Consider the following 13,633-nt stretch of genomic DNA (forward strand, 5'->3'; position numbering starts at 1 on the left):
GGGGGGGGGGGGGGGGGGGGGGGGGGGGGGGGGGGGGGGGNTCAAGGAGCACCATGCACGATTCACTGCGGATCACCGCGAGCAAGATCGACCCGGGTCTCCTGGCCCTCCCCTGGTCCACGACGCTCGCGAAGTGGCCCTCGGAGTACATCGTGTCCCTCCCGAAGGGTCTCTCCCGCCATCTCGTGCGCTTCGCCGACCTCTCCGGGCGCGTCATCGCGGTGAAGGAGACCACGGCCGAGATGGCTCAACGCGAATACGACATGCTGGGCAACCTCACTCGGCTCGATGTCCCCTGTGTCGACCGCGTCGCCGTGATCGCCGGGCGTACGGATGCCGACGGGGAGACGCTGCCGGCAGCCCTCGTCACAGCGCATCTGCGCTTCTCCATGCCCTATCGCGCGCTGTTCACCCGCGTCCTCCGTCCGGATACGGCCACCCGGCTCGTGGACGCCTTGGCACTTCTCCTGGTGCGCCTGCACAACGTCGGCTTCTACTGGGGCGATGTCTCCCTGTCGAACACGCTGTTCCGTCGCGACGCCGGAGCCTTCGCGGCGTATCTGGTCGACGCCGAGACCGGGGAACTGCACGAGGAGGGGCTGACCGACGGCCAACGCGCCTACGACCTCGACCTCGCCCGCACGAACATCGCCGGGGAGATCATGGACCTCGCCGCCGGGGGCCGCCTGGAGCACGGTGTGGACGCCATCGCGATCGCCGACGGCATCGTGTCCTCGTATCGGTCCCTGTGGGCGGAGCTGACCGCCCAGGAGTCGTTCTCGGCAGCGGAGACGTGGCGCATCACGGAACGCGTCGAGCGGCTCAACGCTCTGGGCTTCGACATCGACGAGATGTCCATGTCGACGACGGCGGATGGCACGGTCGTCGAGATCCAACCGAAGGTGGTGGACGCCGGTCACCACCAGCGCCGCCTGATCCGCCTGACAGGGCTCGACGTCGAAGAGAACCAGGCCCGGCGCCTGCTCAACGACCTCGACGAGTTCCGCGCCCGTTCGACGAAGCAGTGGTCCGACGAGGAGATGTACGCGCACGAGTGGCTCACGCGGGTCTTCGAGCCCGTCGTCCGCGCGATCCCGTACGAACTGCGTGCCAAACTCGAGCCCGCGGAGGTGTTCCACCAGGTACTGGAGCACCGGTGGTACCTGTCACAGGCGCAGGGACGTTCCGTGCCCCTCGCGGAAGTCCTGACGAGCTACATCAACGAGGTACTGCGCCACCGCCGTGACGAGGCCACCATCATGGGTCCACCCACCGAGACGATGAGCCTGCCCGTCATCACCGGGGTGACTCCCGTCACCGACGACGACGAGGACATCGACTGGCGGGACCTGGTCTGAGTGCCGAAACCCCTCTTCATCGTCGATACCCCCGGTGGACGGCGCCGGAGCCCGGGGGTTTCGACACGGCAGGGGGGCGTCGACCGCCCGAGACGCGGTTGCGCCGGTACGCGTGGTCGCGCCGGTACGCGCGGTTGCGCCGGTACGCGCGGTCAGTAGCCGACCGTGAAGCGCTCGCGGTGGTGATTCCCCTGCTCGATCTCGTCGACCACGGCCATCGCGAAGTCCGCACCGGAGATGAACGACTTCCCCTCGGCATCGCGGACGATCACGTCACCGCCGTCGCGGTAGTGTCCGGTGCGCTCGCCCTCGGCCCAGGGGCCGAAGACCTCTGCGGGGTGGATGAAGAACCAGTCGAGACCATCGTCCGTGCTCTCCAGGAGCGCGAGGGAATCGATGCCGACCTGCGCTTCGTGCTTGTACTCCTCGGGGAAGTCCTGATCGAACAGACGCGGTCCGCCCGGAGCGACGAGGCTGCCACCTGCTCCTCCGACCACACCGAGACGCGTCGGCGTACCGGCGAGCTGAGAGACGACATTGGTCAACGCCTCCAACGCCCGATCGGCCATGTCCCCGCGCGGTGAGAGCGCCGAGACGACGGCGTCCGCACCGACGAAGGCGTCCGCGAGCGACGCCGGCTCCAGCGCCGAGCCCTGCACGTAGGCTGCGCCCGCTACCGGATCAGTCGCCTCCGAGCGCGAGATCGCGATCACGGCATGTCCTCGACTCACCGCCTCCGCGACGATATGACGACCGGCGTACCCGGTTCCTCCGAGGACGATGATGCGAGCCATGGTGAACCTCTCTCTGGACGTGCGCTAGGACTGCTTCGCGGCGCGGACCGTCGCCACCTGATACAGCGCGACCGACGTCGCGATACCGGCGTTCAGCGACTCCGTCGCGGCGGAGATCGGGATCGAGACGATCTGGTCGCACGTCTCGGTGACGAGCCGCGACAGCCCCTTGCCCTCCGAACCCACGACGATCACCACGGGACGATCGGCGAGCTGCAGGTCGGGAAGCGACACATCGCCGCCACCGTCGAGTCCGAGCACGAACACGCCCTGCTTCTTGAACTCCTTGAGCTGCGTCGTGAGGTTCGTCGCGAGTGCCACCGGGATCCTCGCGGCGGCGCCCGCACTGGTCTTCCAGGCTGCGGAGTTCACCCCGGCGGAACGGCGCTGCGGCAGGATGATGCCGTGACCGCCGAACGCGGCAGCGGATCGGATGATCGCTCCGAGGTTGCGGGGATCGGTGACACCGTCCAGCGCCACGAACAGCGGCACCTCGCCCTGGTCGATGACCTTCTCGAGGAGGTCCTGCGGGTGGGCGTACTCGTACGGGGGCACCTTGACCGCGACGCCCTGGTGCACGCCGTCGAAGCCGGCCATGCGGTCGAGCTCCTGCCGGGTGACCTCCATCACGGGGATTCCGCGATGGGTCGCGATCGACAGCATCTCCTTGACGCGGTCGTCCATCTCCACGCGCTGCGCGATGTAGAAGGCCGTCGCGGGGATCTTCGCCCGCAGTGCCTCGAGCACCGAGTTGCGCCCGGTGACCGTCTCGGTGTCGGTGGTGTTGTCCTTCGCCCTGGCGGAGCGGTTGGGATTGCCGCCCGAGGTCTGGCGCTGTCCGCCGGGCTTGCCCTTGCCCCCCGAGGCCGCATAGCGCTCGGCTGCTGCCTTGCGCTTGCCCGCGGGGTGCCAGGCGCGGTCCTCCGCCTTCGGGGTCGGACCGCGTCCCTCGAGTGCCTTGCGCCCGAGTCCGCCCGTGCCCTTGGTCGGGCCCTTCTTCTTACCGTTGCTCGCGCCGGGGCGCTGTGGCTTAGCCATCGATACTCCAATGAGTTCCGGCCGGAGTGTCCTCCAGCGTGATTCCTGCGGCGGCGATCGCGTCTCGGATGCGATCCGCCGCCGCCCAGTCCTTGTCAGCGCGAGCCTGCGCGCGTTGGGTGATCATCGTCTGGACGAGGGCGTCCAGAGTGCGGTGCTCGGCGAGGTCTGCCCCACCGGACGGGAGTTCGTCGAATCCGAGGAGGCGGACCATCGCGTCCACCTGGACGAAAGCGGTCCAGGCCTCCTCCTTCGACCCGGCGTCGAGTGCCGAGTTGCCGCGGCGCACGGTGTCGTGCAGCACGGCCAGCGCCTGGGGGACCCTCAGGTCGTCGTCCATCGCGTCGGCGAACGCATCCGGAACAGCAGCATCGCCCTCAGCGTCATCCGTCATGCCGGGAACGGCGCGGCGGACGCGAGCGGCGAAGGTGTCGATGCGCGCCAACGCGGCCTCGGCCTCCGCCCAGGACGATTCGCTGAGGTCGAGGCTCGATCGGTAGTGCGCGGCGGCGAGCGCATAGCGCACCACCCGCGGGTCATGTGCCGACAGGACGTCCGCCGCCAAGGTGAAGTTGCCCAGCGACTTGGACATCTTCTGCCCGGCCACGGTCACGAGTCCGTTGTGCACCCAGTAGCGGGCGAAACCGTCGCCCGCCGCCGTCGACTGCGCGAGCTCGTTCTCGTGATGAGGGAATCGCAGGTCGAGCCCGCCGCCGTGGATGTCGAACTCCGCGCCGAGGTAGCGCTTCGCCATGGCGGAGCACTCGATGTGCCACCCGGGACGACCGGCGCCCCACGGCGAGGCCCACGTCGCGTCCGCCGGTTCCTCCGGCTTGCTGCCTTTCCAGAGCGCGAAGTCCTGCGGGTTCCGCTTGCCTCGGGGGTCGGCGTCCTCCGCGGGCTCCATGGCGTCGATGGACTGATGCGTGAGGGAGCCGTACTCCGACCAGGAGCGCACGTCGAAGTACACGTCTCCCGAGTCGTCGGGGGCGGGGTAGGCGTGTCCGCGGGTGATCAGACCAGCGATCAGCTCCTGCATCTGAGGAACGGATGCCGTGGCGCGAGGCTCGTAGGTCGGAGGAAGGATGCCGACACCGGCATACGCGGCCGTGAACTCCTGCTCCATGCGGTAGGCCAGTGCCCACCAGGGCTCCGCATCCGTCGCATTGGCGAGCACCTTGTCGTCGATGTCGGTGACGTTGCGCACGAAGGTGACCCGACCATAACGGTGGGCCAACCAGCGACGCAGCAGATCGAAGCTCAGGGCCGCTCGGACGTGCCCGATGTGGGGTCCGGATTGCACCGTGGGTCCGCACACGTACATCGTGATGTTCTCGGGATCGAGAGGCACGAAGTCGCGCAACACCGCAGCGCGGGTGTCGTAGAGGCGGAGAGTCACCGCTCAAGCCTACTCGGCGACTGCTGAGCGACCGCCCCACGATGACGATTCATGCGGCGTGTGACGATCTGAACGTGGTGGACCGTCACCCGTCGCGCGGATCGACGGCCACCACGACCGCGACCGCCGTCACCGCGATGCCCTCGCCCCGCCCGGGAAAGCCCAGCCGGTCGGTCGTGGTCGCTGTGACGGACACGGGAGCGCCCAGCACGGAGGACAAGACGCCTTCCGCCTCGCGACGACGCACGCTGAAGCGCGGCCGGTTCCCCTGCAGCTGCACGGAGACGTTGCCGATCTCGAAGCCCGCGTCTGCCAGCAGCTCACGGGTGCGCGCGAGGAAGACCTCCGCATGTGCGCCCGCGTACTCCGGGTGCGAGGTGCCGAAGTGCTCGCCGATGTCCCCGAGGCCGGCGGCGCCGAGGAGAGCGTCGACGATCGCGTGTGCGACCGCATCCCCGTCGGAGTGTCCGGAGAGGGGCTGCTCCCCCGGCCATTCCACGCCGGCGAGCCAGAGGTTCCCCTCGCCGCCGAACGCATGCACATCGGTGCCGATGCCGATTCGAGGGATGACGGGACGAGTGATCGGCGCCTCCTGCGGTGCGTGCGCCGGCGTTGCAGACGCACCGACCAGGTGCCGGGCGCGCTCGAGGTCATCGGGGGTGGTGATCTTGAACGCTCGAGCGGAACCGTCGATGTGCCGCACCGTGTTCCCGGCCGCGGCGAACAACGCCGCGTCGTCGGTGTACTCGACCCCCGCGGAGACGGCTGCCGCGTAAGCCGCTTCGAGCGCAGCGCGGGGAAAGCCCTGCGGCGTCTGCGCCGCGGCGAGCTCGGAACGGTCGACCGCGGCCACCACGGCACCTTCCGCCACCTTCTTGAGCGTGTCGACCACGGGGAGCGCGGGCACGACTCCTTCCTGCGCGGTGACGGCACGCGCGACCGCATCGATCTGAGAGGGTGGCGTGAGGGCGCGCGCCGCGTCGTGCACGAGCACGGTCTTCACGTCGCCCCAGAGAGCGTCGAGCCCCGCGGCGACGGACTGCTGCCGCGTCGCGCCGCCCGTCACGACGCGACCGAGGTCTCGCCGGTCTCCTGCGGCGGCTTCGAGTTCCGCCAACGCGTCGCCCTCGTGGCCGGCAGGTGCGACGACGATCACCTGCGCAGGCAGGGCTGCGAACACGCCGTCCAGGGCATGCCGGAGGATCGAATGCGCGTCGATCCCCACGAGAGCCTTCGGCGCCCCCGCCTCCAGCCGAGTGCCGGAGCCGGCGGCGACGACGATGATCGCGATGTCGGGGACAGGAAGCAGGGTCACCCTCTCACGCTACCGCGTGGCAGGGACGACGAAGGGGCGGATGCCGCAGCATCCGCCCCTTCGTCGAGAACTCAGGAAGCGAGGACCTCGTCGAGCAGTGCGCCCGCCTTGTCCTCGTCGGTCTTCTCCGCGAGCGCGAGCTCGGAGATGAGGATCTGACGAGCCTTCGCCAGCATCCGCTTCTCGCCCGCCGACAACCCGCGGTCCTGATCGCGACGCCACAGGTCGCGGACGACCTCGCTCACCTTGATGACATCGCCGGAGGCGAGCTTCTCGAGGTTCGCCTTGTACCGGCGGGACCAGTTCGTGGGCTCCTCCGTGAAGGGTGCGCGCAGCACCTCGAACACGTGGTCGAGGCCCTCTTTCCCGATCACATCGCGAACGCCGACCAGGTCGACATTCTCAGCAGGAACCTCGATGATGAGATCGCCCTGGGTGACGTTGAGCTTCAGATATTTCTTCGCCTCACCCTTGATGATGCGCTCCTTGACCTCGATGATGGTCGCAGCGCCATGGTGGGGATAGACGACGGTTTCGCCAACCTCAAAAAGCATAAAAACGTGTCCTTTCGGCAACCTCAAGGATACCACAGGGCAGATGCGCTAAGGTTCGCGCCCCAGGGCCGCAGAGTCGCTCACGACTTACCCATAGAATGGATGCGGATATCCCGCCGGACCTCAGGAGGACCCGTGAAATCGCGCCTTGTTGCGTCTGCAGCCCTCAGCGCCCTCGTTCTGCTCGGCGCGACCGGGTGCACGTTCATCACCCCGCAGTCGACCAAGATCGAGTATCCGGCGTCCGACGGCGTGAACATCTCCGACGCCGACGGCCCGATCGACGTGCGCAACGCCCTCGTGATCGCGACGGAGGACGGATCGATCGGCAACTTCATCGCCGCCGTCGTGAACCCCACCGAAGAGAGCGCCACACTCACGATCTCCCTCGGAGACGGCAACGATTTCAAGGTCACGGTCCCCGCGGGCGAGACGAAGAGCCTGGGCGCCGACGAAGAGCCGCTGCGCATCGTCGGACTCGACACCAAGCCGGGTGCGACCGTCGAGATGCACTTCCAGTCCGGAGACTCCACCGGCGTCAAGGCCGACGTTCCCGTGCTCGACGGCTCTCTCCCCTACTACTCGGACCTCGTCCCCTCGGAGTCGGTGCGCACATCGGCACCGACGCCGATGCCGACCGACACGGCGGCGCCTGCTCCCTCGGAGTGACCCCGCGTCGAACACACAGGAGGCCGGCACCTTACGGGGTGCCGGCCTCCTCTGCGTTCAGCCCTCGAAGCGGTAGCCCAGGCCGCGCACCGTGACGAGCATCACCGGTTCGCTCGGGTTCTCCTCGATGCGCGAACGGATGCGCTTGATGTGCACGTCGAGCGTCTTTGTGTCGCCGAAGTAGTCGCTCCCCCAGACCCGGTCGATGAGCTGACCGCGGGTGAGCACGCGTCCGGAGTTGCGCATCAGGACCTCGAGGAGCTCGAACTCCTTCAGCGGCATGTTGATCTGCTCACCCGCGACGGACACGGTGTGCCGGTCGATGTCGAGTGAGACCCTGCCGCCGTCGAGCACGCGTTCGTCGAGCTCGCCGTCGGCCTGCACGACCCGGCGCAGCACGGCGCGCATCCGCGCGAGCAGTTCGCGCGACGAGTACGGCTTGGTGATGTAGTCGTCGGCGCCCAGCTCGAGCCCGACCACGATGTCGACCTCGGAGTCCTTCGCCGTGAGCATGATGATCGGCACGGCCGACGTCGAGCGGATCTGACGGCACACCTCGGTGCCCGGCATCCCGGGCAGCATCAGGTCGAGCAGCACGATGTCCGCGCCCCGCTCCCGGAACGCGGAGAGCGCGCCGGGGCCATCCTCCGCGATCTCCACCTCGTAGCCTTCACGGCGAAGCAGATACGCGAGCGGGTCGGCGAGGTCGGGCTCGTCCTCGACGAGAAGGATTCGGGTCATGTTCTCTCTCCGTTTCGAACGCGCGCGGATGCCGCAGCCTTGGCGGCCTTGCGCGCACGCTTCTTCTTGCTCTTCTTGCCCGAGTCGCCGTGCTCCGGGGCGTCGATCCGAGGAAGCCGGATCGTGAAGGTGGAGCCGCGTCCGGGGCGGGACCACAGCCGCACCTCCCCACCGTGGCGCTGCGTGGCGTGCTTGACGATCGACAGCCCGAGTCCCGTGCCGCCCGTGCGCCGGGAACGGGCCTCATCCGCTCGGTAGAACCGCTCGAAGATGCGCTCACGGTCCGCTTCCGCGATACCGATGCCCTGGTCGGACACCGCGATCTCGACCACTCCGTCCTCGGCGCGCACGCCGACGCCCACCCGGGACCCCCGGGGCGAGTAGACGATGGCGTTGGCGATCAGGTTGCCGACCGCCTCGATGAGGATCTGCGCGTCACCGCGCACCCAGACGCCGCGGTCCCCGCCTCTGGCGAGCTCGACGCCGGCGGAATCGGCCTGTACGACATGGGCCTCGATCGAGGAGGCGATCACCTCGTCGATCGCGACGGGACCGACCTTCGTCAGGCCGTCCTCCGCCTGCAGCCGGGACAGGCTCATGATGCGCCCGGTGAGCTGCCCGAGTCTTCCGGCCTCGGCGGAGATGCGTGCGGCGAAGATGCGCACCTGCGCGGGGTCGTCGGCGGCCGACTCGATGGCCTCGGCGAGAAGGCTCACGGCGCCCACGGGGGTCTTCAGCTCGTGACTCGTGTTGGCGACGAAATCCCGGCGCATCTGATCGAGGCGTTCCTGCTCGGTGACGTCGCGGATGATCAGCAGCACCAGGCGCGTGCCGATCACGCTCGCGCGCGCCGACACGAGTCGCGGATCGAGGCTCAATCCTCCCCGCGTGATGCGCATCGACTCGGTGACGGAGCCTCCTGTGTCCCGCACGACACGTACGAGCTGACGGAGCTCCGGGTTGTCAAGCGTCGCCCCGACCTCGATACCGAAGCGGGTCGCGGCCTGCGAGGAGGCGAGAACCATGCCGGAGGTGTCGACGATCGCCGCTGCATCGTCCATGCTGCGCAGAACGTCGGTGATACCGGCCGGGACGGCCAGCGACGTCTCCTCCTGCACACGTGCGCGTGCCCGGTATGCCCAGGCCACGAGCAGGGAGAGGCCGACACCGATCACCAGCCCGATGGCGAGCGAGGACAGCGCGAGCTGCGGCAAGGTCATGTCACAAGCGTAGAGTGCGTTCACCGTCCGTCCGGCGGGTTTCCGCGCCCTGGCGGGAACAGGGGAAGTACTATTCACGTGCTGGGCACCGTTCGTTAACCTTCGAAGCGGACAATCGCTTCGGGCTTGTGCGGGAGCACAGACCTGCTCTCGTGCGGACGACCCGCCGTCTCGCGCTGACACAGCCGAGATCCGAATGAAAGGTTGCGCCCCAACATGCGCGAAGTGTTCCACCAGTCCCTCGAGGATCTTCAGAACCGCCTGGTCGAGATCGCCGACCTCGTCACGGTCTCCATCGACAAGGCCACCCGGGCATTCGCCACGAGCGACGTGGCACTGGCCGAGGAGGTCATCGCCGACGACGCGAAGATCGACGAACTGGCCGTCGCCCTCGACGAGCAGGCGATCGAGATCCTCGCCCGCCAGCAGCCGGTCGCACGCGACCTGCGCATCGTCGTGACGGCTCTGCGCGTGAGCGCCTCGCTCGAGCGCATGGGCGACATGTCGGAGCACATCGCCCAGCTCGCCCGCCTCCGCTTCCCCGAGCGCGCCATCCCGAAGGGCCTCAAGGGCACGTTCGTGAAGATGGGCGAGCTCGACGTCGAGGTCGCGCGCACGCTCTCGGAGCTGCTGCGCACACAAGACCTGCGTTTCGCCGACGCCATCCGCAACGCGGACGACGATGTCGACGAACTGCACGCCACCGTCTTCGAGAAGGTGCTCAGCGACAACTGGAAGGGCGAGGCCACGGCGACCGTCGATGCCACGCTCGCCAGCCGCTACCACGAGCGTTTCGCCGACCACGCGGTGGCCGTCGCGAAGAAGGTCGTCTACCTCTCGACCGGCGACTGGGCGGTCGAGGAGGAGGATATCCCCCTCGCGGTCGAACAGCAGGAGCTGGAGCAGCAGGAACACGGCCACGCCTGACCCGTCGCCCCGCTTCCCTCCGGACATTTCGGTCGAGACCCCCTCTGCACGTCGGCGCCCCTCCTGATTCGCGTGAATCAGGAGGGGCGCCGACGGTGTGAGGGGGTCTCGACCTACTTCTTGCCCTGCGCGGCGACGGCGGCCGCGCCGGCAGCCGCAGCCTCGGGGTCGAGGTAGCGGCCGGGACCGGTCGGGACGTTGTTCTCATCGAGCTCGTACACCAGCGGGATGCCGGTCGGGATGTTCAGCTCGGCGATGTCTTCGTCGCTGATGCCCTCGAGGTGCTTCACCAGGCCGCGCAGCGAGTTGCCGTGCGCGGTGACGAGGACCGTCTTGCCGGCTTCGAGGTCGGGGACGATCGCGCTCTCCCAGTACGGCAGCAGACGGTGGATGACGAGCTTGAGCGACTCCGTGCGGGGCACCTCGCCGTCGATGCCCTGGTAGCGGACATCGTGCACCTGGCTGAACTCGCTCTCGTCGTCGAGCACGGGCGGGGGCACGTCGAACGACCGGCGCCACAGCTGGAACTGCTCGGGACCGAACTCCTCGAGCGTCTGCGCCTTGTCCTTGCCCTGGAGCGCACCATAGTGACGCTCGTTCAGACGCCAGGAGCGCGTCACGGGGATCCACAGACGGTCCGCGGCGTCCAGAGCGATGTTCGCCGTCTGGATCGCCCGGCTCAGCAGCGAGGTGTGCAGCACGTCCGGCAGGATGCCGGACTCGGCGAGCAGCTCGCCGCCGCGACGCGCCTCCTTCTCGCCCTGAGCGTTGAGGCGGACGTCCACCCAACCGGTGAAGAGGTTCAGTTCGTTCCACTCGCTTCGGCCATGGCGGAGCAGGATGAGGGTACGCGTCGCAGTCATGCCGCCAGTTTATCCACCCGGGACGTCCCGCCGAGTCGGATCCTGGGAGGATGGTGACATGGCGTCATCTCCCCTCGGCCGGCCGACCCGCGGCACGACGGGGACGAACCGGCTCCGGCGCAACGACCGTTGGATCGCGCAGAGCGACGCGCTGCGCCGCGCGCACGATCCCCTGGTCGTCGACCTCGGCTACGGTGCCAGCGGAGTCACCGCGTTCGAACTCGCCACACGTCTCGTGCGCGTCCGCGACGATGTCGAGGTGCTCGGGCTCGAGATCGACCCCGCCCGCGTCGCCACGGCCGAGGCTCAGCTCGCGGAGGTGCGGGCCGGACGGACTCCTTTCGCCGCTGATCTCCCCGTGTCGTTCGCGCGGGGTGGCTTCGAGGTCCCCCTCCCCCGAGGACGCAGCGCTGCGGCGATCCGGGCCATGAACGTCTTGCGCCAGTACGACGAGGAAGACGTGCCGGATGCCTGGGCACGCATGACCGCACGCCTGTCCCCCGGAGGCCTGCTCTTCGAAGGGACCTGCGACGAGATCGGGCGCGTGTCGAGTTGGATCGACGTCGATTCGCAGGCCACACCGCTGCGCTTCACGATCTCGCTCCGTCTCGCCGATCTCGAACGTCCGAGCGTCGTCGCCGAGCGTTTGCCGAAGGCCCTGATCCACCGCAACGTCGCCGGGGAGCGCGTGCACGATGTGCTCATCGACCTCGACCGGGAGTGGGACCGCGCGGCTCCCCTGTCGACGTTCGGCGCCACGCAGCGCTTCCTCGCCGCGGTGACCGGACTACGGGATCAGGGCTGGCCGGTGCTCGGCGGGCGCACCCGCTGGCGTCTCGGCGAGCTCACACTGCCGTGGGCCGCGGTCGCGCCGCTGCCCGGCTGAGTTCAGCTTCCGTTTCCGGGGACGGCGTCACGCGGGTCCGGCGCCGAGGGTCTCCGAGACAGCCGGGTCAGGCGCGGGACGTCTGCCGTGGCCCCCGCGTCGGCCGGAACGATGACCTGCTGCGATGCGGCGATGTCGATGCCGTCGGCGCGAACCACCAGGTCGCCGATGGGCGCGCGCCGGGAGAGGATCGCAAGGGCGATCGGACCGTCCTCGTGATGACGCGCCACCGAGGTCAGGTGCCCGACCTCGTCGTCGCCGGCGAAGACCGCGGTACCGGGCTCGGGCAGGACCGCATCGCTGCCGTCCAGGTGGAGCGCGGCCAGACGACGCGGCGGGTGCCCGAGGTTGTGGACCTTGGCGACGGTCTCCTGTCCGCGGTAGCAGCCCTTGCTCAGGTGCACCGCGCTGCGAATCCAGTCGGACTCATGAGGAAGCGAGCGCTCGTCGACCTCGGTCGTCCAGCGCGGGCGCCACGCCGCGACCCGCAGAGCCTCTGCGGCGAGAACGCCGGCGAACGCCTCCCGGTCGAGAGAAGCGGCGAGAGCGTCGGCCTGCTCCGCGGTGAGGATCGCCACCCGCCAGGCGTAGTCGGCTGCCGGATGCTCGATGACCTCGGAATACTGGTGTCCGCCGACGCTGATCCGCTGCCACGGGTCGGACCACACGAGTGCGGTGCCGTTCGGGGCGAACGCCGCGGCGGTCGCCGTCGCGGAGATGACGCCGCCGTCGATGTATCCGACCAGCACGAGGTCGGAGCGGAGGTCGACGGTCGCCCGTGTGCGGAACTTCATCCGCGTCAACCAGCCGGCAAGCGCCTCGGCGTCTCCGTCGTCGGCGATGAGCCACGTGGATTCGCCGTCGTCGATGACACCGGCCGCGTGCTCCACCCGGCCCTGCGGGTCGAGCACCAGAAGCTCGGTGCTGTCACCGGGGGCGAGGCGTCCCACGGCCTGTGACGTGATCGAATCGAGCCAGCTCAACCGCTCCGGACCCGCGACCTCGATCACGGTGCGATCGCCGAGCGGGGCGAGAGCCGCGCCGTCGGCGAGGCGCCGCTGTTCTCGGAACACATCGCCGAAGTGGGCGATCAGGTCGCCCTCGGCGACGGCACCGTCGACCTGGTCGAAACCGGACATCTCAGACCTTGGCCAGCCGGGCGGAGGCGTGGGAGCGCAGCGGGGTGCCGAGCGCGGCGATGTCCCACGCCCACAGCAGGTGTCCGTCGACGAGGCCGTACATGCGCGATGATGCGGTGTGCACCTTGGCGCCGGCACTGCGCACGACGGCGTCGGAGCCGATGTCGATGCGCGGACCGTTGATCTCGCCGATGTACAGCTCGAGGGCACCGTCTGCGTGCGCGAGCGACACCTCGATGGGGAATCCGCCGCTCGGCGCGCGCAGTTCTTCCACGTCGTCGACCGTGCGTGCGACGGCGGGCGCGGTGGGCGGGAGCAGCGCGGGACCGGGATCCGAGTCCGTCGCCGGTCGCGCGAGTCGCCAGAATCCCGTCTCGGCGAGCAGTGCCGCCGCCGGCGCACCCTCTTCGGTGAGGAAGGTGGCTGAGCCGGAGTAGTTCAGGAACGGGCCGCCGTCATGGCTGAAACTGACCCGATGGGTGAACTCACCCTGCAGGCGTTCGTCGCCGACCGGGTAGTCGATGACACCGGTGCCCTCCCAGACGCCGATCAGCCACGCGAAGGGGACGAGATCGGCCGGAAGGTCGACGGGCAGCTCGATCACGATCGCGTCAGCGCTGGCCGCGGAAGAGGTTGCGCAGCACCACTGCCGAGACGAAGACGATAGCGAGGCTCGCGAGGCCCAGCAGGCCGATGAAGAAGATTTCGAGCGCCATGAGGTCCATGTCCC

The 13,633-nt window shown here is 68.9% G+C and carries 14 protein-coding genes; 4 read left to right on the forward strand and 10 right to left on the reverse strand.

The genetic code is table 11. The annotated features are described in order from the left end of the window. The first annotated feature begins 53 nt into the window (after window positions 1-53). Complete coding sequence (locus tag ACLF6J_RS12915; RefSeq protein ID WP_134351939.1) at window positions 54-1,358, forward strand: DUF4032 domain-containing protein; 1,305 nt, start codon at window positions 54-56, stop codon at window positions 1,356-1,358. Between the two features lie 152 nt (window positions 1,359-1,510). On the opposite strand, the gene ACLF6J_RS12920 is transcribed toward ACLF6J_RS12915, so the two are convergent. The 5 genes from ACLF6J_RS12920 to ACLF6J_RS12940 form a co-directional block, all read right to left on the reverse strand. Further along, a complete protein-coding gene (locus ACLF6J_RS12920; protein ID WP_134351941.1) occupies window positions 1,511-2,152 on the reverse strand; it encodes an NAD(P)-dependent oxidoreductase in 642 nt (213 codons plus the stop codon). A 24-nt stretch (window positions 2,153-2,176) separates the two neighbouring features. Beyond that, window positions 2,177-3,190, reverse strand: a complete 1,014-nt coding sequence (rlmB, locus tag ACLF6J_RS12925; RefSeq protein ID WP_047521519.1) for a 23S rRNA (guanosine(2251)-2'-O)-methyltransferase RlmB — start codon at window positions 3,188-3,190, stop codon at window positions 2,177-2,179. Beyond that, entirely contained in the window at window positions 3,183-4,589 is a 1,407-nt protein-coding gene (cysS, locus tag ACLF6J_RS12930; protein WP_134351943.1) for a cysteine--tRNA ligase, read from the reverse strand. Before cysS ends, rlmB begins: the two co-directional genes overlap by 8 nt. 85 nt (window positions 4,590-4,674) lie before the next feature. After that, window positions 4,675-5,904, reverse strand: coding sequence for a 2-C-methyl-D-erythritol 4-phosphate cytidylyltransferase (gene ispD / locus ACLF6J_RS12935; protein ID WP_131491426.1), 1,230 nt, complete (start codon window positions 5,902-5,904; stop codon window positions 4,675-4,677). A 71-nt stretch (window positions 5,905-5,975) separates the two neighbouring features. After that, entirely contained in the window at window positions 5,976-6,458 is a 483-nt protein-coding gene (locus tag ACLF6J_RS12940; RefSeq protein WP_017201416.1) for a CarD family transcriptional regulator, read from the reverse strand. Window positions 6,459-6,593: 135 nt separating this feature from the next. On the opposite strand from ACLF6J_RS12940, the gene ACLF6J_RS12945 reads away from it, so the two are divergent. Further along, window positions 6,594-7,127: a DNA modification methylase gene (locus tag ACLF6J_RS12945; protein WP_047521526.1), complete on the forward strand. Its 534-nt coding sequence runs from the start codon at window positions 6,594-6,596 to the stop codon at window positions 7,125-7,127. Between the two features lie 57 nt (window positions 7,128-7,184). Here the strand turns inward: ACLF6J_RS12945 and ACLF6J_RS12950 are convergent, their stop codons facing one another. Beyond that, window positions 7,185-7,868, reverse strand: a complete 684-nt coding sequence (locus ACLF6J_RS12950; RefSeq protein ID WP_047521528.1) for a response regulator transcription factor — start codon at window positions 7,866-7,868, stop codon at window positions 7,185-7,187. Further along, complete coding sequence (locus ACLF6J_RS12955; protein WP_134351945.1) at window positions 7,865-9,088, reverse strand: sensor histidine kinase; 1,224 nt, start codon at window positions 9,086-9,088, stop codon at window positions 7,865-7,867. Before ACLF6J_RS12955 ends, ACLF6J_RS12950 begins: the two co-directional genes overlap by 4 nt. Window positions 9,089-9,304: 216 nt before the next feature. On the opposite strand from ACLF6J_RS12955, the gene phoU reads away from it, so the two are divergent. Continuing rightward, window positions 9,305-10,015, forward strand: coding sequence for a phosphate signaling complex protein PhoU (phoU, locus tag ACLF6J_RS12960; protein WP_047521531.1), 711 nt, complete (start codon window positions 9,305-9,307; stop codon window positions 10,013-10,015). 113 nt (window positions 10,016-10,128) lie between these two features. On the opposite strand, the gene ACLF6J_RS12965 is transcribed toward phoU, so the two are convergent. Continuing rightward, complete coding sequence (locus ACLF6J_RS12965; protein ID WP_421076904.1) at window positions 10,129-10,878, reverse strand: phosphoglyceromutase; 750 nt, start codon at window positions 10,876-10,878, stop codon at window positions 10,129-10,131. A 58-nt stretch (window positions 10,879-10,936) separates the two neighbouring features. On the opposite strand from ACLF6J_RS12965, the gene ACLF6J_RS12970 reads away from it, so the two are divergent. After that, window positions 10,937-11,764, forward strand: coding sequence for a class I SAM-dependent methyltransferase (locus tag ACLF6J_RS12970; RefSeq protein ID WP_134351947.1), 828 nt, complete (start codon window positions 10,937-10,939; stop codon window positions 11,762-11,764). Window positions 11,765-11,766: 2 nt separating this feature from the next. Here ACLF6J_RS12970 and ACLF6J_RS12975 read toward each other — a convergent pair whose 3' ends face one another. Beyond that, complete coding sequence (locus tag ACLF6J_RS12975; RefSeq protein WP_134351949.1) at window positions 11,767-12,903, reverse strand: YgfZ/GcvT domain-containing protein; 1,137 nt, start codon at window positions 12,901-12,903, stop codon at window positions 11,767-11,769. A gap of 1 nt (window position 12,904) precedes the next feature. Continuing rightward, window positions 12,905-13,507 carry an FABP family protein gene (locus ACLF6J_RS12980; RefSeq protein ID WP_134351951.1) on the reverse strand — a complete coding sequence of 201 codons (603 nt, stop codon included), beginning with the start codon at window positions 13,505-13,507 and terminating at the stop codon, window positions 12,905-12,907. Window positions 13,508-13,633 lie beyond the last annotated feature (126 nt).

It is taken from the genome of Microbacterium sp. IO18 (assembly GCF_049099505.1).
Lineage (GTDB): Bacteria > Actinomycetota > Actinomycetes > Actinomycetales > Microbacteriaceae > Microbacterium > Microbacterium aurugineum.

Coding starts and splice junctions, on each gene's coding strand:
- ACLF6J_RS12965 (WP_421076904.1), bottom strand. CDS start 10,878: ATGACTGCGACGCGTACCCTCATCCTGCTCCGCCATGGCCGAAGCGAG.
- ACLF6J_RS12940 (WP_017201416.1), bottom strand. CDS start 6,458: ATGCTTTTTGAGGTTGGCGAAACCGTCGTCTATCCCCACCATGGCGCT.
- ACLF6J_RS12920 (WP_134351941.1), bottom strand. CDS start 2,152: ATGGCTCGCATCATCGTCCTCGGAGGAACCGGGTACGCCGGTCGTCAT.
- ACLF6J_RS12970 (WP_134351947.1), top strand. CDS start 10,937: ATGGCGTCATCTCCCCTCGGCCGGCCGACCCGCGGCACGACGGGGACG.
- ACLF6J_RS12915 (WP_134351939.1), top strand. CDS start 54: ATGCACGATTCACTGCGGATCACCGCGAGCAAGATCGACCCGGGTCTC.
- ACLF6J_RS12950 (WP_047521528.1), bottom strand. CDS start 7,868: ATGACCCGAATCCTTCTCGTCGAGGACGAGCCCGACCTCGCCGACCCG.
- rlmB (WP_047521519.1), bottom strand. CDS start 3,190: ATGGCTAAGCCACAGCGCCCCGGCGCGAGCAACGGTAAGAAGAAGGGC.
- ACLF6J_RS12955 (WP_134351945.1), bottom strand. CDS start 9,088: ATGACCTTGCCGCAGCTCGCGCTGTCCTCGCTCGCCATCGGGCTGGTG.
- ACLF6J_RS12975 (WP_134351949.1), bottom strand. CDS start 12,903: ATGTCCGGTTTCGACCAGGTCGACGGTGCCGTCGCCGAGGGCGACCTG.
- phoU (WP_047521531.1), top strand. CDS start 9,305: ATGCGCGAAGTGTTCCACCAGTCCCTCGAGGATCTTCAGAACCGCCTG.